At 63.2% G+C, this 20,211-nt stretch carries 15 protein-coding genes; 12 read left to right on the plus strand and 3 right to left on the minus strand.

The genetic code is table 11. The features are described 5' to 3' along the window. Positions 1–49: 49 nt before the first annotated feature. Positions 50–1,726 (minus strand): DNA repair protein RecN, encoded by a 1,677-nt coding sequence (gene recN / locus GNH96_RS06700; protein WP_169602964.1) that lies wholly within the window; start codon positions 1,724–1,726, stop codon positions 50–52. Between the two features lie 3 nt (positions 1,727–1,729). Continuing rightward, the gene (locus tag GNH96_RS06705; protein ID WP_169602965.1) at positions 1,730–2,602 is read right to left on the minus strand and encodes an NAD(+) kinase; all 873 of its coding nucleotides are present in this window, start codon (positions 2,600–2,602) and stop codon (positions 1,730–1,732) included. A gap of 208 nt (positions 2,603–2,810) precedes the next feature. Here GNH96_RS06705 and hrcA point away from each other — a divergent pair, with 208 nt between their 5' ends. The 8 genes from hrcA to greA all read left to right on the plus strand — a co-directional run bounded on the left by hrcA (position 2,811) and on the right by greA (position 13,878). After that, on the plus strand, positions 2,811–3,863 hold the full coding sequence (hrcA, locus tag GNH96_RS06710; protein ID WP_169602966.1) for a heat-inducible transcriptional repressor HrcA: 1,053 nt from the start codon (positions 2,811–2,813) through the stop codon (positions 3,861–3,863). A 108-nt stretch (positions 3,864–3,971) separates the two neighbouring features. Continuing rightward, positions 3,972–4,526 carry a nucleotide exchange factor GrpE gene (grpE, locus tag GNH96_RS06715; RefSeq protein WP_169602967.1) on the plus strand — a complete coding sequence of 185 codons (555 nt, stop codon included), beginning with the start codon at positions 3,972–3,974 and terminating at the stop codon, positions 4,524–4,526. Between the two features lie 67 nt (positions 4,527–4,593). Continuing rightward, complete coding sequence (gene dnaK, locus GNH96_RS06720) at positions 4,594–6,513, plus strand: molecular chaperone DnaK (RefSeq protein WP_169602968.1); 1,920 nt, start codon at positions 4,594–4,596, stop codon at positions 6,511–6,513. A gap of 94 nt (positions 6,514–6,607) precedes the next feature. Continuing rightward, entirely contained in the window at positions 6,608–7,744 is a 1,137-nt protein-coding gene (gene dnaJ / locus GNH96_RS06725) for a molecular chaperone DnaJ (RefSeq protein ID WP_169602969.1), read from the plus strand. A 17-nt stretch (positions 7,745–7,761) separates the two neighbouring features. Further along, positions 7,762–8,571: a 4-hydroxy-tetrahydrodipicolinate reductase gene (dapB, locus tag GNH96_RS06730; RefSeq protein WP_169602970.1), complete on the plus strand. Its 810-nt coding sequence runs from the start codon at positions 7,762–7,764 to the stop codon at positions 8,569–8,571. 435 nt (positions 8,572–9,006) lie between these two features. Then, on the plus strand, positions 9,007–10,143 hold the full coding sequence (gene carA, locus GNH96_RS06735) for a glutamine-hydrolyzing carbamoyl-phosphate synthase small subunit (protein WP_169602971.1): 1,137 nt from the start codon (positions 9,007–9,009) through the stop codon (positions 10,141–10,143). Positions 10,144–10,158: 15 nt separating this feature from the next. Continuing rightward, on the plus strand, positions 10,159–13,377 hold the full coding sequence (gene carB / locus GNH96_RS06740; protein WP_169602972.1) for a carbamoyl-phosphate synthase large subunit: 3,219 nt from the start codon (positions 10,159–10,161) through the stop codon (positions 13,375–13,377). Positions 13,378–13,401: 24 nt separating this feature from the next. Next, the gene (gene greA / locus GNH96_RS06745) at positions 13,402–13,878 is read left to right on the plus strand and encodes a transcription elongation factor GreA (protein WP_169602973.1); all 477 of its coding nucleotides are present in this window, start codon (positions 13,402–13,404) and stop codon (positions 13,876–13,878) included. On the opposite strand, the gene yhbY is transcribed toward greA, so the two are convergent. Then, positions 13,875–14,156 carry a ribosome assembly RNA-binding protein YhbY gene (yhbY, locus tag GNH96_RS06750; protein ID WP_169602974.1) on the minus strand — a complete coding sequence of 94 codons (282 nt, stop codon included), beginning with the start codon at positions 14,154–14,156 and terminating at the stop codon, positions 13,875–13,877. The two genes, greA and yhbY, sit on opposite strands and share 4 nt — an antisense overlap. A gap of 57 nt (positions 14,157–14,213) precedes the next feature. Between yhbY and rlmE the strand changes: the two genes are divergently transcribed. The 4 genes from rlmE (at position 14,214) to GNH96_RS06770 (ending at position 20,194) form a co-directional block, all read left to right on the plus strand. After that, positions 14,214–14,846, plus strand: coding sequence for a 23S rRNA (uridine(2552)-2'-O)-methyltransferase RlmE (gene rlmE, locus GNH96_RS06755; RefSeq protein ID WP_169602975.1), 633 nt, complete (start codon positions 14,214–14,216; stop codon positions 14,844–14,846). A gap of 203 nt (positions 14,847–15,049) precedes the next feature. Further along, positions 15,050–16,957: an ATP-dependent zinc metalloprotease FtsH gene (gene ftsH, locus GNH96_RS06760; RefSeq protein WP_188114811.1), complete on the plus strand. Its 1,908-nt coding sequence runs from the start codon at positions 15,050–15,052 to the stop codon at positions 16,955–16,957. Between the two features lie 110 nt (positions 16,958–17,067). Then, complete coding sequence (gene glmM / locus GNH96_RS06765) at positions 17,068–18,411, plus strand: phosphoglucosamine mutase (RefSeq protein ID WP_169602977.1); 1,344 nt, start codon at positions 17,068–17,070, stop codon at positions 18,409–18,411. 202 nt (positions 18,412–18,613) lie between these two features. Beyond that, positions 18,614–20,194, plus strand: coding sequence for an SrfA family protein (locus tag GNH96_RS06770; RefSeq protein ID WP_169602978.1), 1,581 nt, complete (start codon positions 18,614–18,616; stop codon positions 20,192–20,194). Positions 20,195–20,211: the final 17 nt, after the last annotated feature.

The raw sequence follows: 20,211 nt of genomic DNA on the forward strand, positions 1-20,211 counted from the left end.
GGTGATAGTGTCATTCATTCTAAAGCAAAATCCGCCGAAGAATGCGAGATCAGTGCGCCAGCATCAGCATTTCCCGTGCATGGGCCAAAGTCTGTTCCGTGATGCGCAGGCCGCCGAGCATGCGGGCGACCTCGGCAGTGCGTTCGTCCATGTTCAGCGCGCGTACCGTGGACTGGGTCATGCCGTCTGTGGCATGTTTTTCGACCAGGAGATGCTGATGGCCCAGCGCGGCGATCTGGGGGAGGTGGGTCACGCACAGCACCTGGCGGTTGACGCCGAGCGAGCGCAGCTTGATCCCCACCATCTCGGCGACGCCGCCGCCTATGCCCGTATCGACCTCGTCGTAAATCAGGGTTGGCGTCGTCTTTTGCGCGATCGATGCGACTTCGATCGCCAGGCTGATGCGGGAAAGCTCGCCGCCGGAGGCAACCCGCGACAGCGGCCGCGGCGGCAGACCCGGATTGGCGCTGACCAGGAACTCGATCCTGTCCCGCCCGTGGGGCGCGGGCAAAGCCTCCGCATCGGTCTCGAACGCGACGGCGAAGCGCCCGTGCGGCATGCCGAGTTCATGGATCAGCCGCGAGATGTCGGTCTCCAGCGCCTCCGCGGCTTGCTGCCGCTTTTGCGACAGGGCGCGGGCGGCGGTGTCATAGGCGGCCAGCAGGTCGCTTTGTTCGGCAAGAAGGTGCTCGAGCCGTTCTTCGCCGGTCGCAAGGCTACGCAATTCGGTCCGGAGCGTTTCCAGGTGGGCGGGCAGCTCTTCCGGGCGCACCTGGTGCTTGCGCCCGAGCTGGTGAACTTCCGCCAGCCGTCGTTCCAGTGCCGCGAACTTAGCCGGGTCGGGATCGAGGGCGTCCAGGTGATGGCGCAACGCCATCGCCGCTTCTTTGACCTGAATGCGGGCGCTTTCCAGCAGTTCCAGCGTTTCGGCGAATTCCCGCGAGAGCTGGGCGAGTTCGCCGACCGCGTGGGTGGACTGGGCCAGCAGCCCGTTCACGGAATAGTGTTCGTCCTCGTAGAGCAGCTTGAGCTGGGCGTAGCCGATTTCCGAGACCCGGCCGAGATTGGCCAGAAGTTCGTGTTCTTCCGACAGGGCGCGGTAGTCCAGGGCCGGGATGTCGAGCTGTTCCAGTTCGTTCACCTGGTACTGGAGCAGTTCCTGGCGGGCGTTGCGGCGGCTGGCGTCCTGCTGTAGCTGGTCGATCCGGTCGGAAACGTCTTTCCAGCGATCGAAAATCCGTTTCAGTTCCGAGGCCAGTTCACGGGAACCTGCATGTCGGTCCAGCAAGGCTCGCTGCTCGCCGGCCTGCAGCAGGTTCAGATGGGCGTGCTGGCCGTGGATTTCCACCAAGTGCCGGCCCAAGGCCTGGAGGTTCGGCAGGGTCGCGGGGCGGCCGTTGATGAAAGCGCGGGAACGTCCGTCGGCGCTGATGGTCCGGCGGATGAGGCAGATGTCCTCGTCGGCTTCGGCCAGTTCATTATCGAGCAGCCAATCGCGGGCAGACGATGCGTCGTCCAGATCGAAGCACAGGCTGACTTCGCCCCGCTCGGCGCCCGGCCGCACCAGGCCCGAGTCCGCCCGGTCGCCGAGCGCAAGCCCCAGCGCCGTGAGCAGGATCGACTTGCCGGCGCCGGTTTCGCCGGTCAGCACGGTGAAGCCGGACCGGAGATCCAGATCGAGGGCGGACACGACCGCCAGATCCCGTATGCTCAGGCGGGTCAGCATCGTCTAACGGTTGCTCCAGTTGAGCTTGAGCCGCAGGATCTCGAAAAAATCGTAGTCCATGGGATGAAGAATGCGGAACGGCCGCTCCGCCTTGCGAATCGCGATGCTGTCGTCGGCCGCGACTTCGGGGAAAGGGACGTTGTCGCAGCTCACCTGGGCCCGGAACTGCTTGTTCGGCCGGAAGGCGATCTCGACCAGGCTGTCCCCCGAGATGACGATGGGGCGGTTGGACAGGGTATGGGGATTGATCGGCGCCAGCACCATCGCATTGAGCGCGGGATACAGGATCGGCCCGCCGGCCGATAGCGCGTAGGCGGTCGAGCCGGTGGGTGTGGAGACGATCAGTCCGTCGGAGCGCTGCGAATTCAGGAAGACGCCGTCGATGGCGGTTTCGATTTCTATCATGCTGGTCGCGCTGCCGCTATGGATGACCACCTCGTTGACGGCGGCGCCCTGGGCGATGGCTTCACGGTCCCGGATCAGTTGGGCCACCAGAGGGTAGCGCTCCTCGGCCCGGTACGACCCGGTCAATATTTCGTGGAGCTTCCCGACCGCGTCGTTAGGGGAAATATCCACCAGAAAGCCCAGCCGTCCCAGGTTGACGCCAATGAGGGGAACGTCGTGCAGGTAAAGGCTACGCGCGGCTCCCAGCAATGTGCCGTCTCCGCCGACCACCACGGCGATGTCCGCCCGCTGGGCCAGTTCGGGCATGGTGCAGATCTGGGCGGAATGGGGGAAAAGCGTGGCACAGCCTCGCTCCACCAGAATGTCGAGTCCGGAAGTCAGGAGATAGGCATGGATGGCGCCGAGGGTATCCGCTATCCGCGGGGCGTCCGGCTTCCCGATGAGCGCGATGGTGCGAAATTGCGAAAGCATCCGCCTGAACGTCGTGTGGAATCCCGGGGTTGAAGGCCCGAGCATCAAATTATTTAGGATTGGCAAGCCTTAGATCTTCGCCACGAGTTAAAATGCTTGCGATGCGGCGTTGCCCAATGGTAGGACCTTCTTGACACTTAATCTAGGGGTTGCTAGTTTTTGGCACTCGGCGTAATCGAGTGCTAATCCAGCATCTTTCCGGCATACCGTGGCAAGTTTTCCCGAATTGAGCGAGCGAGCCCAGCACCTGTTGAAGGCACTGGTGGAACGGTATATCGGCGAAGGCCAGCCGGTCGGTTCGCGCGTTCTCGCCAAGGATGCCGGTTTGAGCCCGGCGACCATACGCAACGTCATGGCCGATCTCGAGGAACTTGGCTTGATCACCTCGCCGCATACCTCGGCGGGCCGCCTGCCCACCGTGAGCGGCTACCGGCTGTTCGTCGACTCTTTGCTGATCGTGAAGCCCTTGCAGCAGGGCATCGTCGACCAGTTGTGGCTGGACCTCGAGAGCCAGGATAACCCGCGCGATCTGTTGGAAACCGCCTCCAAACTGCTGTCGGAGCTGACCCACATGGCCTGTATCATCTCCATGCCGAGGCGGGAAACCCTGGCGTTCCAGCACATCGAATTTCTGCCGCTGTCGGACCACCGGGTACTGGCCATCCTGGTGACGAGCGATCAGGAAATCCACAACAAGATCATTCACACGCCCCATCGTTTCAGCGCTGCGGAGTTGCAGGCCGCCGCCAATTTCTTCAATGCCGTCTGCATCGGCAAGGACATGGCTTCGGCGCGCGAACATCTGCGCTCCGAATTGCAGAACGAACGTGAGCGCCTGAGCGAGCAACTGTTGCAGGCGGGCGAGATCGCCGAGCAGGCCTTGCTGGAGGGCGCTCGCTCGAAGAAGCCGTTTCTGGTCAGGGGTGAAACCAACCTCATGGATTTCGTCGAGTTGGCCGATGTGGAGCGCCTGCGCGGCCTGTTCGAAGCGTTTCGTCAGAAGGAAAGCATCGTCGGGCTGCTCGATCGCTGCCTCGCCTCCCCCGGCGTGAAAATACTCATTGGCGAAGAGAGTGGCCTCCGGCCGCTGGAGCCCTGCAGCCTGGTGACGGCATCCTATTCGGTCGACAATCGCGTGCTGGGCGTGCTCGGCGTGATCGGGCCGACCCGGATGAAATACGAGCGGGTGATCCCTCTCGTGGACGTCACCGCGAAACTGGTGGGCGCAGCCTTGAATCAGCGGACACGGGCCCCAACTTAATGTTTCCGGAGTTGTGACGGTACCGGGAAGTCCGCCGCCCGCTCCCAAGGAGCCGGGCGGTATCGTTTTTTCCGATCAAAAAAATTTTGAACCCCTATAATTCGGACTATGAGCGAAGAAGAATTGACCAACGGTCCCGGCACAGACGCCCAGCCGGAACTTCTGGAAGTGGAGGCGCCACCTGCCGAAGCGCCTGCCGCGGAGCCCGACCGGGCATTGCTTGAGGCACAGCAGCAGGCGAGTGACAACTGGGAGCGTTTCGTGCGGGCCCAGGCGGAAATGGAAAACCTGCGCCGGCGGATGGAAAAAGACCTCCAGAATGCGCACAAGTACGCCCTGGAAAAATTCGCCAAGGAGTTGTTGCCGGTGATGGACAGCCTGGAACTCGGCATCGCGGCCTCATCGGCCGATACCCCCGATGTCGCCAAGCTCCGGGAAGGAGCTGAGCTGACCTTGAAGCAGTTTCAGAGCGTGTTCGAGAAGTTCGGCATCTTGGCCATCGATCCGGTAGGCGAGAAATTCAATCCGGAACGGCACCAGGCCATGGCTTTGGAACCTGCCGAGTCGGTCGAGCCGAACACCGTGCTCAAGGTATTTCAGAAAGGCTATCTGTTGAACGACCGTCTGCTGCGCCCCGCGCTCGTGGTCGTAGCCCAGGCTTGAAATCCCCTGGATCGGCCTCACATAGCATCTGTCCCTCAGAACAATCACAGATAAACCGGAGAAATCCATGGCAAAAATTATCGGGATCGACCTGGGCACCACCAACTCGTGCGTGGCCATTCTTGAAGGTGGCAAGCCCCGCGTGATCGAGAACGCCGAGGGTGCGCGCACCACGCCGTCGATCGTCGCGTTCAGCACCGACAACGAGGCGCTGGTCGGGCAGTCTGCCAAGCGGCAGGCCATCACCAATCCGAAGAACACCTTGTTCGCGATCAAGCGGCTCATCGGCCGCCGCTTCAAGGACGATGTCGTCCAGAAGGACATCAAGATGGTGCCCTACACCATCGTCGAGGCGGAAAATGGCGATGCCTGGGTGGAGGTCGCGGGCAAGAAGATGGCGCCGCCGGAGATCTCGGCGCGCGTGCTGATGAAGCTCAAGAAGGACGCCGAGGCCTATTTGGGTGAAGAGGTCAAGGAAGCGGTCATCACCGTACCGGCCTATTTCAACGACTCCCAGCGCCAGGCCACCAAGGACGCCGGGCGCATCGCCGGCCTCGACGTCAAGCGCATCATCAACGAGCCGACCGCTGCGGCGCTGGCCTACGGCATGGACAAGCGCCGCGGCGACCAGAAGATCGCGGTCTACGACTTGGGCGGCGGCACCTTCGACATCTCCATCATCGAGATCGCGGAGGTCGATGGCGAGCACCAGTTCGAAGTGCTGTCGACCAACGGTGACACCTTCCTCGGCGGCGAAGACTTCGACCTGCGCATCATCGAATACATCGTGGACGAGTTCCGCAAGGAACAGGGCATCGACCTGCACAACGACCCGCTGGCGCTGCAGCGCCTGAAGGAGGCCGCCGAGAAGGCCAAGATCGAGCTGTCTTCCAGCCAGCAGACCGAAATCAATCTGCCCTACATTACGGCGGATGCGACCGGACCCAAGCACCTCAACATCAAGCTGACCCGGGCCAAGCTGGAAGCGCTGGTGGAGGACCTGATCCTGCGCACCCGCGGTCCCTGCGAAACCGCGCTCAAGGACGCCGGCGTCAAGCCGGGCGACATCGACGAGGTCATCCTGGTCGGCGGTCAGACCCGGATGCCCAAGGTGCAGGATTTCGTGAAGGAAATCTTCGGCAAGGAGCCGCGCAAGGACGTCAACCCGGACGAAGCCGTGGCTGTCGGCGCCGCCATCCAGGCGGGCGTGCTCGGCGGCCAGGTGAAGGATGTGCTGCTGCTGGACGTGACCCCCCTGTCGCTGGGCATCGAGACCCTCGGTGGCGTCATGACCAAGCTGATCGAAAAGAACACCACGATCCCGACCAAGGCGACGCAGGTCTTCTCCACCGCCGAGGACAACCAGACGGCCGTGACCATCCACGTGCTGCAGGGCGAGCGTGAAATGGCCCGAGACAACAAGTCGCTGGGCCGCTTCGACTTGACCGACATCCCGATGGCGCCGCGCGGCGTGCCGCAGATCGAGGTGACCTTCGACATCGACGCCAACGGCATTTTGAACGTTTCCGCCAAGGACAAGGCGACCGGCAAACAGCAGTCCATCATCATCCGCGCCTCCAGCGGCCTGTCCGAGGATGAGATCAAGCGTATGGTGAAGGATGCCGAGTTGCACGCGGAGGAAGACCGCCGCATGCACGAATTGGTCACCGCGCGCAATCACGCCGACGCCATGGTCCATGCCACCAACAAGACCTTGTCCGAACTGGGCGACAAGGTTTCCGGCGAGGAACGGGCGAAGATCGAGGCGGCCTTGAACGATCTGAAAGATGCCATGGGCGGTGATAACAAGGATCTGATCGAGCAGCGGACCAGGACGCTGACCGAGCTTTCCGGCAAGCTGGCCGAACGGCTCTATGCCCAACAGGCCGAGCCGGGCGCCGCGGAAACTCACGGCCATGAAAAAGCCGGTGGCGGTGACGATGTCGTCGACGCCGAGTTCGAAGAAGTCCGCGACGACAAGCGTTAAACCGCGGCAAGCCTTTCCGCCTCTTGTAGGGCGGGGCGGCTCATCCTTTCCCTGCTGATCGGGCCGCCGGCGTCAAGCCGGCGGTTGTGCGTTTATGGCAAAAGAAGACTATTACGAAACGCTCGGGGTTCCGCGCAACGCCAGCGACAGCGACATCAAAAAGGCGTTCCGCCGTCTGGCAATGAAATACCACCCCGATCGGAACAAAGACAATCCCGAGGCCGAGGAGCGTTTCAAGACCGTGAAGGAAGCCTATGATGTGCTGTCCGACCCCAAGAAGCGCTCCGCCTATGATCAGTTCGGCCACGCCGGGATCGATCCGTCGATGGGCGGAGGCGGCGGCTTCGGTTTCACCGGCGATAATTTCAGCGATATTTTCAGCGATGTCTTCGGCGACATCTTCGGCGGCGGCGCAGGTCGGCGCCGCGGCCGCGGACAGCGCGGCGCCGACCTGCGCTACAACCTCGAGCTGACACTGGAAGAGGCCGTGGCCGGCACCGAAACCAAGATCAAGGTGCCGACCTGGGTTTCGTGCTCCGAATGCGGCGGCTCCGGCGCCAAAAAAGGCAGTTCTCCCGTGACCTGCCCGACCTGCCACGGCCAGGGCGCCGTCCGGATGCAGCAGGGCTTCTTCTCCGTCCAGCAGACCTGCCCGACCTGCCGTGGCAGCGGCCGGCATATCGCCGATCCGTGCCGGGTCTGCTATGGCCAGGGCCGCGTGCAGGAAACCAAGACGCTCTCGGTCAAGATCCCGCCCGGCGTGGACACCGGCGACCGCATCCGTCTCTCCGGCGAGGGTGAAGCGGGAGAGGGCGGTGGGCCGCCGGGTGATCTCTACGTCCACATCGGCGTGAAGGAGCATGCGATCTTCACCCGTGACGGCGCCGACCTGTATTGCGAAGTGCCGATCAGTTTCCCCACCGCCTGCCTGGGCGGCGAGCTGGAAGTGCCGACGCTGGACGGGAAGGTGGTGCTCAAGATTCCGCCCGAGACCCAGACGGGGCGGCTGTTCCGGATTCGAAGCAAGGGTGTCAAGCCGGTTCGGGGCGGCGCCGCCGGCGACCTGCTGTGCCGGGTCCGGGTGGAGACGCCGGTGCATCTGAACAAGGAGCAGACCGAGCTGATCAGGCAGCTCGACGAATCCCTGCGCGGCGGCGGCAGCCATCACAGCCCACAGGCTCACGGCTGGCTGGACGGCGTCAAGCAGTTCTTCGATCGTCTGGGACTTTGAGGGAGCAGGCTGAAATCATGGTCATTAGAGCTGGAATAGCCGGTGTCGCGGGACGCATGGGCGGCAATCTCGTGCGTGCCTGTCTGGCCGATCCGGCAGTGGAGCTGACGGCAGCGGTCGCCCGCCCGGGCAGCCCCGCAGTCGGCCGCGACGCCGGCGAACTGGCGGGCCTGTCGACTATCGGTTTGCCCGTGGTCGGCAACCTGAGCGAAGTGTCGGACAGAGTCGATGTGCTGATCGACTTCACTCTGCCGGAAGTCACGCTGGCCCACCTCGAATTCTGCCGCTCGGCCGGAATACGGCTGGTGATCGGGACGACCGGCTTCAGCGCGGCGCAGCGCCAGACCATCGCCGCCGCCGCGGAAGGCATCGGTATCGTGTTTGCGCCCAACATGAGCGTGGGAGTGAATCTGGCGCTCAAGCTGCTGGACATCGCGGCCCATGTGGTAGGCGAGCATTCTGATATCGAGATCGTCGAAGCGCACCATCGCCATAAAATCGACGCGCCCTCCGGAACCGCGCTGCGCATGGGCGAAGTGGTGGCGAAAGCCTTGGGGCGGAACTTGCAGGACTGCGCGATCTACGGCCGCGAAGGCATCACCGGCGCGCGCGACGCCAAGACCATCGGGTTTTCCACCATCCGCGCCGGCGACATCGTCGGCGAGCATACCGTCATGTTCGCCGATGAGGGCGAGCGCATCGAGATCACTCACAAGGCGAGTAGCCGCATGACCTTCGCCAAGGGTGCGGTAAGAGCGGCCATCTGGCTGATGTCCCAAGGAGAAGGCTTGTTCGACATGCAGGATGTGTTGGGGTTGAGGGAATAAACTCCGCACGATAGGGTGTAATAGGATGAAGCATGCCGCGGGGGCTTGTTTTTCCCCGTCAGGCCGCGCCGAGCATCGCAGCTTTCGGCGAGAAAAGCCCGAAGGGGAGCCGCAGGGACGCGGCTCGTCCATCGAGGGGCAGGAGCCCCTTCGATGGACCCTCGCCGAAAGCGAGAAGCGCAGGAGGCTTTCGCGGCCTCCGGGTGGTTTTTCTTTGGTTACTTTCTTTTGTCCGCACAAAAGAAAGTAACCCGACCGTGGGTTCGGATACCCACATTCAATCAGGCCTCGCGCAGCGTTACATCTAGTACTGGTACGCCGGATGGACTCCATCAGGGCGATCTTCTATAATCGAGCGGCTAAAACGCGTCGAATTCCAACAAGCGGGGCATATCTTCGGGTCTGCCCCGTTTTGCACATCTTAAGGTGGCCTTATTGAAAACTCCCGCGCTGCTTGCTCTTGAAGACGGTACCGTGTTTCGCGGCTACGCGATTGGAGCCGAAGGCTCGTCGGTGGGCGAGGTGGTGTTCAATACCTCGATCACTGGCTATCAGGAAATTCTCACCGATCCGTCCTACGCCCGCCAGATCGTCACGTTGACCTATCCGCACGTCGGCAACACCGGCGTCAACGAAGAGGATGCCGAGTCCACCGGCATTTTCGCCAGCGGCCTGGTCATCCGCGACCTGCCGTTGCGGGCCAGCAACTGGCGGAGCCAGATCCGGCTCGACGATTATCTGCGTCAGCGCGGCGTCGTCGGCATCGCCGGCCTGGATACCCGCCGGCTGACTCGCATCCTGCGCGATAAGGGCGCCCAGCGCGGCTGCATCGCGGCCGGCGACGGTCTGGATGCCGATGCCTCGGTGGACATGGCCCGCGGCTTTTCCGGCCTGCAGGGCATGGATCTGGCCCAGGTCGTGACTACGCAGCAGTCCTATGAGTGGGCCGAAGGCACCTGGCGGCTCGGCGCCGAGCCGGTGCATGCCGGTAACGGCGGCTTCCACGTGGTGGCCTACGATTTTGGCGTCAAGCAGAATATCCTGCGTCTGCTCGCGGACCGAGGCTGCCGGGTCACCGTGATGCCTGCCAAGACGCCGGCCTCCGAGGCGCTGGCGCTGAAGCCGGACGGCCTGTTTCTGTCCAATGGCCCGGGCGATCCGGAGCCCTGCGACTATGCCATCGCGGCGATCCGGGCATTTTTGTCCACTGGCATCCCCGTTTTCGGCATCTGCCTGGGGCACCAGTTGCTGGCCCTCGCGGCCGGCGCGCGCACCCTGAAGATGAAATTCGGCCATCACGGCGCCAATCATCCGGTGCAGGACCTGGGCACCGGCCGAGTGGTGATCACCAGCCAGAACCACGGTTTCGCCGTCGAGGAAGCCAGCCTGCCCGAAAATGTGCGGCCGACCCACCGTTCCCTGTTCGACGGCAGTCTCCAGGGCATCGAATTCACCGATCGTTCCGCGTTCGGTTTCCAGGGGCATCCGGAAGCGAGTCCCGGCCCGCACGATCTGTGCGATCTGTTCGACCGCTTCATCGCCGACATGAAAGTCGCCCGCAACCGTCATTAATCGCGTCCTTCGTTCATGCCAAAACGTACCGATATCAAATCGATTCTGCTCCTGGGCGCCGGCCCCATCGTCATCGGCCAGGCCTGCGAGTTCGACTACTCCGGCGCCCAGGCCTGCAAGGCGCTGCGGGAGGAGGGCTATCGGGTCATCCTGGTCAACTCGAATCCGGCGACGATCATGACCGATCCGGAGATGGCCGATGCCACCTACATCGAGCCGATCGATTGGCAGACCGTCGCCCGTATCATCGAAAAGGAGCGGCCGGATGCGCTGCTGCCGACCATGGGCGGCCAGACCGCCCTCAACTGCGCCCTGGACCTCGACCGCGAAGGCGTACTGGAGCGGTTTGGCGTCGAGATGATCGGCGCCAAACGCGAAGCCATCTCCAAGGCCGAGGACCGCGACCAGTTCCGCAAGGCCATGGTCAAGATCGGCCTGTCGGTGCCCAAGTCCGATGTCGCCCACAGTCTGGAGGAGGCGCTGGTGGTGCTGGATACGGTGGGCTATCCCGCCATCATCCGGCCCTCGTTCACCCTGGGCGGGTCCGGCGGCGGCATCGCCTACAACCGCGAGGAGTTCGTGGAAATCTGCGAGCGCGGCCTGGATCTGTCGCCCACCCACGAGTTGCTGATCGAGGAGTCGGTGCTCGGCTGGAAGGAATACGAAATGGAGGTGGTGCGCGACCGGGCCGACAACTGCATCATCGTCTGCTCGATCGAGAATCTCGATCCCATGGGCGTGCATACCGGCGACTCGATCACGGTCGCGCCGGCGCAGACGCTGACCGACAAGGAATACCAGATCATGCGCGACGCGTCCATTGCGGTGCTGCGCGAGATCGGGGTGGATACTGGCGGTTCCAACGTGCAGTTCGCGGTCAACCCGAGAGATGGCCGCCTGATCGTGATCGAGATGAATCCCCGGGTATCGCGCTCGTCGGCTCTGGCTTCCAAGGCCACCGGCTTCCCCATCGCCAAGGTCGCGGCCAAGCTGGCGGTCGGCTATACCCTGGACGAGCTGCGCAACGAGATCACCGGCGGCGCGATGCCGGCTTCGTTCGAGCCGACCATCGATTACGTGGTGACCAAGGTCCCGCGTTTCACCTTCGAGAAGTTCCCGCAGGCGGACGACCGCCTCACCACCCAGATGAAATCGGTGGGCGAGGCCATGGCGATTGGCCGGACTTTCCAGGAGTCGCTGCAGAAGGCTCTGCGTAGCCTGGAGATCGGTGTCGACGGGCTGGTCGGCAAACTGGCCGCCGACAGCGAGGACCGGGTCGAGCGCCTGCAGCGCGAGCTCGGCCATCCGGGCTGCGACCGCCTGTTCTATGTCGCCGACGCCTTCCGGCTGGGCTTGAGCCTGGACGAGATCCACGAGCTGAGTGCCATCGACCCCTGGTTTCTGGCCCAGATCGAGGACCTCATGCTCGAAGAAGCCGCTCTGGCCCGGCGTACGCTCGCTTCGCTGACCGCCGATGAACTGCTGGGACTGAAGCGCAAGGGCTTTTCCGATTCTCGGCTGGCGCGTCTGCTGGATCGCAGCGAGGCGGAAGTGCGAGCGGTGAGGCACCGTTTCGGCATCCGCCCGGTGTACAAGCGGATCGATTCCTGTGCGGCCGAATTCGCCACCTTCACCGCCTATCTCTATTCGACCTACGAAGAAGAGTGCGAAGCCGCACCGACGGAGCGCGAGAAGATCGTCGTGCTCGGCGGCGGCCCCAACCGGATCGGCCAGGGCATCGAATTCGACTATTGCTGCGTGCACGCGGCGATGGCGCTGCGCGAGGATGGTTTCGAGACCATCATGATCAACTGCAACCCGGAGACGGTATCCACCGACTTCGATACTTCCGACCGCCTGTATTTCGAGCCCCTCACGCTGGAGGACGTGCTCGAGGTGGTCCAGCTGGAGAAGCCGAGGGGCGTCATCGTGCAATATGGCGGCCAGACGCCGTTGAAGCTGGCTCGGGCGCTGGAGGCGGCGGGGGTGCCGATCATCGGCACCTCGCCCGATTCGATCGATCTGGCCGAGGACCGCGAGCGCTTCCAGAAGTTGATCGACCGCCTCAACCTGAAGCAGCCGCCCAACCGCACGGCGCGCTCGCTGGATGAAGCCCTGCGCGGCGCCCAGGAAATCGGCTATCCGCTGGTGGTACGGCCTTCCTACGTGCTGGGCGGCCGGGCCATGGAAATCGTGTTCAACGACGACGACCTCAAGCGCTACATGCTCGAAGCAGTCAGCGTTTCCAACGAGTCCCCCGTGCTGCTCGACCGCTTTCTGTCCGACGCCATCGAGATGGACGTGGACGCCGTCGCCGACGGCCAGCGCGTGATGATCGGCGGCTTGATGCAGCATATCGAGCAGGCCGGAGTGCATTCGGGCGATTCCGCCTGCTCGATTCCGCCCTATGACCTGGGATCGGACATCCAGGACCGTGTCAGGGAGCAGGTCCGCCTGCTGGCGGAGGCGTTGGGCGTGGTCGGCTTGATGAATACCCAGTTCGCCATCCAGGGCGAGGAGATATTCGTGCTGGAAGTGAATCCGCGCGCGTCCCGCACCGTCCCCTTCGTTTCGAAGGCGACCGGCTACCCGCTGGCCAAGGTCGCGGCACGCTGCATGGTCGGCTGCAGCCTGGACCGGCAGGGCATGGTCGAAGAGCGCATCCCGCCGTATTTTTCAGTCAAGGAAGCGGTCTTCCCGTTTATCAAGTTCCCCGGCGTCGATCCGCTGCTGGGGCCGGAGATGAAATCCACCGGCGAGGTCATGGGCGTCGGCGCCAGCTTCGGCGAAGCCTACGCCAAGGCGCAGCGGGCTGCCAGCGTCCGGCTGGCTTACGAAGGGGTGACGCTGATCAGCATCCGCGACGCCGACAAGCCCAAGATCGTTCCCATCGCCCAAGCATTGGTCGCCAAAGGTTTCCGCCTGGTGGCCACGCGGGGCACGGCGAAGGTGCTGCAGGAAGCGGGCGTCCCCTGCGAAAAGGTGAACAAGGTGTACGAGGGGCGGCCGCATATCGTGGACATGATCAAGAACGGCCAGATTCAGCTTATCATCAACACGACCGAGGGCAAGAAAGCCATCGCCGATTCGTTCACCATTCGACGGCAGGCTTTGCAGCATCAGGTGACCTATACCACCACGATTTCCGGCGCCCATGCCATCTGCTGCGCGCTCGACGAACTCGGCTCGGTGGACGTCAACCGGCTGCAGGATTTGCACGGCGCCCTATCCTGAATCGGAGAATCGGAAGGAATAGCGATGAACAAGACTCCCATGACCACGCGCGGTGCCGAAAAGCTGCGTGAAGAACTCAATCATCTGAAGTCGGTGGCACGGCCCCGAGTGATCGAGGCAATCGCCGAGGCGCGTGCCCATGGCGACCTGAAGGAAAACGCCGAGTATCACGCCGCGCGCGAACAGCAAGGATTCATCGAGGGCCGGATCAAGGAGATCGAAGGCAAGCTCGCCAACGCCCAGATCATCGACGTCACCCGCCTGAACCCCGGCGGCAAGATCGTCTTCGGTGCGACTGCCGAGATCGAGGACTTGGCTTCGGGCGATGTGGTGACATATCAGATCGTCGGGGAGGATGAGGCCGAGATCAAGGAAGGCCGGATCTCCGTGACGTCGCCTATCGCCCGTGCGCTGATCGGCAAGCAGGAAGGCGATGTGGCGATTGTGCAGGCGCCGGGCGGCACCCGCGAATATGAAATCATATCGGTGAAATACATCTAGGCTTTTTTACCCCGCTCAGGCGATTTCCGGAACAGCGTGATCACGTGCCCGAGTGACTGGATCAGCTCGGCGCCCGTCTCCCGGCAGACCGAAGTCGCCATCTCCGCCCTGGTTTCACGGTCCCCCGCATTGACCCGGACCTTGATCAATTCGTGATGATCCAGTGCCAGGCCGATCTCGGCGAGCACGCCGGGCGTAATGCCGGCTTGGCCGGTGATCACGACCGGTTTCAGTTTGTGAGCCTTGGCGCGCAGTTGGCGTCTGAGTTCGGAGGTCATACGGGTTACTCTCGCGGGAAAAAGCCGGTCATTCTAGCGTGATTGAACAAATTTCTCATGGCAAAGCGTAGCCGAAGCAGTGGCCGCTGGCTCGCGGAGCATTTCTCCGACGAGTACGTGCGTCTGGCGCAGGAAAAGGGCTATCGCTCGCGGGCGGTGTTCAAGCTGATCGAGCTGGACGAGCGCGACCGTTTGTTCGAGCCCGGCGCCACGGTGATCGATCTCGGCGCGGCACCCGGAGGCTGGTCGCAGTATGCGGCGCAGCGGGTCGGACCGAAGGGTAAGGTCCTCGCCCTGGATATCCTGCCGATGGAGCCTTTGCCGGGTGTGACCGTGGTGCAAGGGGATTTCCTCGACGATGCGGTATTCCAGAGCGTGCTGGAGGCGATCGGCGGGCGCTCGGCGAATGTGGTATTGTCGGACATAGCGCCCAACATGAGCGGAAACCGTCATGTCGACCAGCCGCGCAGCATGTACTTGGCGGAGCTGGCCTACGATCTGGCCGAACGGGTCCTGGCGCCGAACGGTCGGTTCGTCGTGAAGCTGTTTCAGGGCGAGGGATTCCAGGAATACGTGGCTTACGCCAGAAAGGCGTTCGCGTCCGTTGCCATGAGGAAGCCGAAAGCCTCCCGGCCCCGGAGCGCGGAAATTTATCTCGTCGGCAAGGGTTACCGCGGCGGCGACCGATGATCGGACACGTTCGGGAACGATTTTGGCCATCGAGATGTCATATTTGTGTCATGTTGCGTCGATGATTTTTGTCGTGCCGCGGGGAATTTCGTGGCGGTCCAACGCAGGTGTGGATTATATTGTCGTCATCGGTCTGACATAAATAATAAAGCCGTATACCATCCCATCCCAATCCGACTAGGGAGATTCGAGTCGTGAACGATATGTTAAAGAACATCCTTCTGTGGGTGGTCATTGCCGTCGTGTTGATGTCCGTCTTCAACAACTTCGGCTCCCGCAAATCGGTCGATTCCGGCATGTCCTACTCACAGTTCATTTCGGCAGTGAACGAAGGGCAGGTCAAATCGGTGACCATCGACGGACAGACGGTGCGCGGCATGCTGAGCACGGGCGAGAAATTCTCGACCTACAATCCGGAAGACCCGCACCTGATCGACGATCTGCTCAAGAATCATGTGGATATCAAGGCGCAGCCGCCGGAGTCGCAGTCGCTCTTGATGCAGATTTTCATCTCCTGGTTCCCGATGCTGCTGCTGGTGGCCGTGTGGATATTCTTCATGCGCCAGATGCAGGGCGGCGCCGGCGGCCGGGGAGCGATGTCGTTCGGCAAGAGCAAGGCGCGTTTGATCGAGGAAGACCAGGTCAAGGTGACCTTCGCCGATGTCGCCGGCGCCGACGAGGCCAAGGAAGACGTCGCTGAAATGGTCGATTTCCTCAAGGATCCCAGCAAATTCCAGAAATTGGGCGGCAAGATTCCGCGCGGCGCGCTCATGGTCGGCCCTCCGGGTACCGGTAAGACCCTGCTGGCCCGCGCCATTGCCGGCGAAGCCAGGGTGCCGTTCTTCTCGATCTCGGGTTCGGATTTCGTGGAAATGTTCGTCGGCGTGGGCGCATCGCGCGTGCGCGACATGTTCGAGCAGGCGAAGAAACATGCGCCCTGCATCATCTTCATCGACGAAATCGATGCGGTCGGCCGCCACCGTGGCGCCGGGCTCGGCGGCGGGCATGACGAACGCGAGCAGACCCTGAACCAGTTGCTGGTCGAAATGGACGGTTTCGAAGGCACCGAGGGCATCATCGTGATCGCCGCCACCAACCGGCCCGACGTGCTCGACCCCGCGCTGCTGCGGCCGGGCCGGTTCGACCGTCAGGTGGTGGTGGGTCTGCCCGACGTCCGCGGGCGCGAGCAGATCCTCAAGGTCCACATGAAGCGGGTGCCGCTGGCCGACGACGTGGAAGCCAAGTATCTGGCGCGCGGTACGCCCGGTTTCTCCGGCGCCGATCTGGCCAACCTGGTCAACGAGGCCGCCCTGTTCGCGGCCCGCAAGAACAAGCGGGTCGTGGAAATGGAGGACTTCGAGAAGGCCAAGGACAAGATCCTCATGGGCGTCGAGCGCAAGTCGATGGTCATGAGCGACGAGGAAAAGAAACTCACGGCCTACCATGAAGCCGGCCACGCCATCGTCGGCCTGTCGGTGCCCGAGCATGATCCGGTCTACAAGGTCAGCATCATGCCGCGTGGCCGCGCCCTCGGCATTACGATGTTCCTGCCGGAGCGCGACACCTACAGCGCCAGCAAGCAGAAACTGGAGAGCCAGATTTCCAGCCTGTTCGGCGGGCGGCTGGCCGAGGAGATCGTGTTCGGACGGGAGCACGTCACCACCGGCGCTCAGAACGACATCGAACGCGCGACCAGCCTGGCGCGGAACATGGTGACGCGGTGGGGCCTGTCCGAGCGGCTGGGGCCTTTGGCCTACAGCGAAGAGGAGGGCGAAGTCTTCCTCGGCCGTTCGGTAACCAAGCACAAGAGCGTTTCGGAAGAAACGGCGCATCTGATCGACGAGGAAATCCGCTCGATCATCGACCGGAACTACGAACGTGCCGAGCGTATCCTTCGGGAAAACATGGACAAGATGCATCTCATGGCCGAAGCGCTGATCAAATACGAAACCATTGACCGTCTGCAGATCGCCGACATCATGGAAGGGAAGCCGCCGCGGCCACCCCAGAGCTGGGAGGACAACATTCCGCCCGGCAGCGGCGAGTCCGCTGCCAAGGGAGGCGATGAGCCGGTGTCGGGTTCCTTCGGCAAGCCGGCGGAGCAGCACTAAACGTTCGGGCCGCACGGGCCTTCGAACCCCTGGCAGGCTGGTGCCTGCCAGGGGTTTTCTGTTGTCTGCGAGTTCGCTATTTTTTTGGTGGCGGATAGGAGGAAGAAGCAGTGAAGAAAGAGTATTTTGGAACCGACGGCATTCGTGGCAGGGTGGGCGACTACCCGATCACGCCGGACTTCATGCTCAAGCTCGGCTGGGCGGCGGGCCGCGTCTTCGCGCGCGGGAAGCCCGGTCAGCGCGTCTTGATCGGCAAGGACACGCGGATTTCCGGATACATGTTCGAGTCGGCTCTCGAAGCCGGTTTTTCCGCCGCCGGCGTGGACACGCAGCTGCTGGGCCCGATGCCGACCCCGGCGGTCGCTTATCTCACCCGGACGTTCCGCGCCCAGGCGGGCGTGGTCATCAGCGCTTCGCACAATCCCTACTACGACAACGGCATCAAGTTTTTCGGCCCGGACGGCATGAAGCTGCCGGACGAAGTCGAGCTGGAGATCGAAGACTACCTGCGCAAGCCGATGACCACGGTAGAGTGTTCGCACATCGGCAAGGCGACGCGCATCGGGGATGCGGCGGGCCGGTACATCGAATTCTGCAAGAGCACGATCCCCCTGGGCATCAATTTTTCGGGAATGAGGATGGTGGTGGACTGCGCGCACGGGTCGACTTACCACGTGGCCCCCCATGTGTTTTCCGAATTGGGGGCTACGGTGAGCACAATCGGGGCGACGCCGGACGGGCTCAACATCAACGACCGCGTCGGCGCCACCGATCCGGAAAACCTTCGCCAGACGGTGCTTAGGGAGAAAGCCGATCTGGGCATCGCGCTGGACGGCGACGGCGACCGGCTGATCATGGTCGATCACCGGGGACAGGTCGTCGACGGCGACGAATTGTTGTTCGTCATCGCCAATGCCCGCTGCGCCAGCGGCGAACTGGCCGGTTCGGTGGTGGGAACCCTGATGAGCAATCTGGGCTTGGAGCAGGCCATCGGACGATTGGGCCTGGAGTTCAGGCGGGCCGCGGTCGGCGACCGCTATGTCATGGAAATGATGCTCGAGCACGGCAGCATTCTGGGCGGCGAAAGTTCGGGACACATCATTTGCCGTGATCGTACGACCACCGGCGACGGCATCGTTTCCGCCCTGCAAGTCCTGGCGGAAATCGCCCGGACTGGCAAATCCCTGAACGAACTGAAGCAGGGAATGAAAAAATATCCCCAGCGTCTGGTCAACGTTCGGCTGAGGGAGAGGGTCAGTCTGGATTCGGCGCCGCTGGTTCAGAAGGTGAAAGCCGAAGCGGAATTGGAGCTGGGCGACTCGGGGCGCGTATTGCTGCGCCCGTCCGGGACCGAGCCGTTGATCCGGGTGATGGTCGAGGGAGCGGACGAGGGCAAAGTGCACGAACTCGCGGACCGGCTGGCCGGAGCGGTCACGCAGGCGTTTTCCGCCTGAACCGTCTTTCGGCACATGGGCGCTGTCCGGCTCCTGCCGTTCGAGCGGCAATGAAGACCTCCCGCCTCGTGTGTTCGGAGGGTTTCCCGTTCTCAATCAGCATCTTTGCTACAATCGGGCGGCAGGGGCGGAGTCCGGCTGCCGGCCGTCTTCGCGATCCATCCGACCTTCCCCCGGTTTCGACGATTCCAAGGAGTTCCCTATGGCTGGCGTCCTGCTTCGATCCGGCAGCCTGAAGCACTTTTTGCCCCTGGGCGCGACCGGCAATCCGGTCTACCGGGCCGCTTCGCAGTTGCGGGCCGCGATTCGGCGGCAACTCGGCCAGGAGGCGGCGGATTATTTCGCCGTGCCGGTTCAGGACGAGAAAGGGGACACCCTCGACTGGTATTCGGCCTTCGATGGCGACGTGGTGCCCTGGACTTCGGCGACGCCGGAGGAGCGCGGTCCGGCGCGGGCCAGCCTCTTGGCCGCGCGGGAACGCCTGCTGGAAAAGAGCCGGGCGCTGCAGGCCTCGGAGGACAGCGAGCAGCAGGTTTTCGGCAAGCTGCTGGCGCTGGCCACGCGGATTCCCGCCGAGGACCATGTCTATCTCGTAGGGGGCCGGCCGGTCATGACCTTCTGGGGATTCAGCGAGCGCGAGGAAGCCCCGGAGCGCGATGTGCTGGCCGGCCTCGATGTCGGCAGTATCTCGGCGCCGGCGGCGCGTTTCGAGGAAGGTTCGGGCCTGGCTCCCTCGACGGTGGGGCGTCGGCGCGGGTTGCGCTGGCTGTGGCTGTTGTTGCCGCTGCTGCTTCTGCTGGGATTCCTCTTGTTCGGCTTGAAGAGTTGCGGGCCGGACGGTCTGTCCGGGTTCATCCGGCAAGAACCTACGCCGACCCCGGTTCCGCTGGAAAGGGAGGGGGATGTCATCCCCGACGGATCTCCCCGTCCCGAAGCAAACGAGGAAAGTGGGGAGAAGAGCCGCCGTGACGATGCCGCCTTCGGTGAGCGGATCGACCGGAACGAACGCCATGATCGGGACACGGTGAGCCTGACCCGCTCGGTGGAGGGTTCCCGGACCGTCGTGGATTCCACGCATGCGGGCCAAAGCCCGGAAGGGGCGACCGCTACCGAGCATTGGGACACTTCAGCCGCGATGCCGCCGGGAAGTGCGGCTGACGCGGCCGAAAGCACATCAGCCGCCGAGGCCGAGTCTGCCGACGCCGACATGGATGGGACGGAATCGCCTGGCGACGATACGCCGCAATCGAATTCCGGTACGGACGGACAAACTGCCGAAGGCCAGCCGGCCGATGAAGCAGGACCATCCGGCGAAGATCAATCTGCAGCGAAAACCGAACCGCCCGAGGAGGCTTCGTCCGAAAAGGCCATTTCCAAGGCTGGCGGCAACGCGAGGACGTCCGGTGCGCCGCTGACGATCCCCAAGGAGGCCGCCAGGCAAGGGTCGACAGACTTCCTGAACGGCCAGTGGCATTCCGTCACCGGTCTGCAGGACAGCTCCGGCAATCCGGTCCAGCTCGAATACGACTTCAAGGGCAAGGAAGGCATGGCCCGGCTGAAGCGTTCGGTCGGCGGCAAGGCGATGGAATGCACCGCGCCGGTGACCTCCAGCTTCAGCGGCTCCAAGCTGGTGATCGACCAGGCCGGCGACATCCGCTGCCCCGACGGCAGCAGCATCCAGCGCTCCAAGGTGGAATGCACCACCGACCCGCAGGGCCATGCGGTGTGCAAGGGCAAGAATCCGGACGGCTCCGATTACAATGTCCGGATCACCAAGAAATAGCGGAACGAGCGGGGAAG

This window comes from Methylococcus geothermalis, from assembly GCF_012769535.1.
GTDB lineage: Bacteria > Pseudomonadota > Gammaproteobacteria > Methylococcales > Methylococcaceae > Methylococcus > Methylococcus geothermalis.

Bases quoted from the DNA above. Each gene is read 5' to 3' on its own strand.
- recN (WP_169602964.1), bottom strand. From the start codon at position 1,726: ATGCTGACCCGCCTGAGCATACGGGATCTGGCGGTCGTGTCCGCCCTC.
- GNH96_RS06705 (WP_169602965.1), bottom strand. From the start codon at position 2,602: ATGCTTTCGCAATTTCGCACCATCGCGCTCATCGGGAAGCCGGACGCC.
- grpE (WP_169602967.1), top strand. From the start codon at position 3,972: ATGAGCGAAGAAGAATTGACCAACGGTCCCGGCACAGACGCCCAGCCG.
- dnaK (WP_169602968.1), top strand. From the start codon at position 4,594: ATGGCAAAAATTATCGGGATCGACCTGGGCACCACCAACTCGTGCGTG.
- dnaJ (WP_169602969.1), top strand. From the start codon at position 6,608: ATGGCAAAAGAAGACTATTACGAAACGCTCGGGGTTCCGCGCAACGCC.
- dapB (WP_169602970.1), top strand. From the start codon at position 7,762: ATGGTCATTAGAGCTGGAATAGCCGGTGTCGCGGGACGCATGGGCGGC.
- carB (WP_169602972.1), top strand. From the start codon at position 10,159: ATGCCAAAACGTACCGATATCAAATCGATTCTGCTCCTGGGCGCCGGC.
- greA (WP_169602973.1), top strand. From the start codon at position 13,402: ATGAACAAGACTCCCATGACCACGCGCGGTGCCGAAAAGCTGCGTGAA.
- yhbY (WP_169602974.1), bottom strand. From the start codon at position 14,156: ATGACCTCCGAACTCAGACGCCAACTGCGCGCCAAGGCTCACAAACTG.
- rlmE (WP_169602975.1), top strand. From the start codon at position 14,214: ATGGCAAAGCGTAGCCGAAGCAGTGGCCGCTGGCTCGCGGAGCATTTC.
- ftsH (WP_188114811.1), top strand. From the start codon at position 15,050: ATGTTAAAGAACATCCTTCTGTGGGTGGTCATTGCCGTCGTGTTGATG.
- GNH96_RS06770 (WP_169602978.1), top strand. From the start codon at position 18,614: ATGGCTGGCGTCCTGCTTCGATCCGGCAGCCTGAAGCACTTTTTGCCC.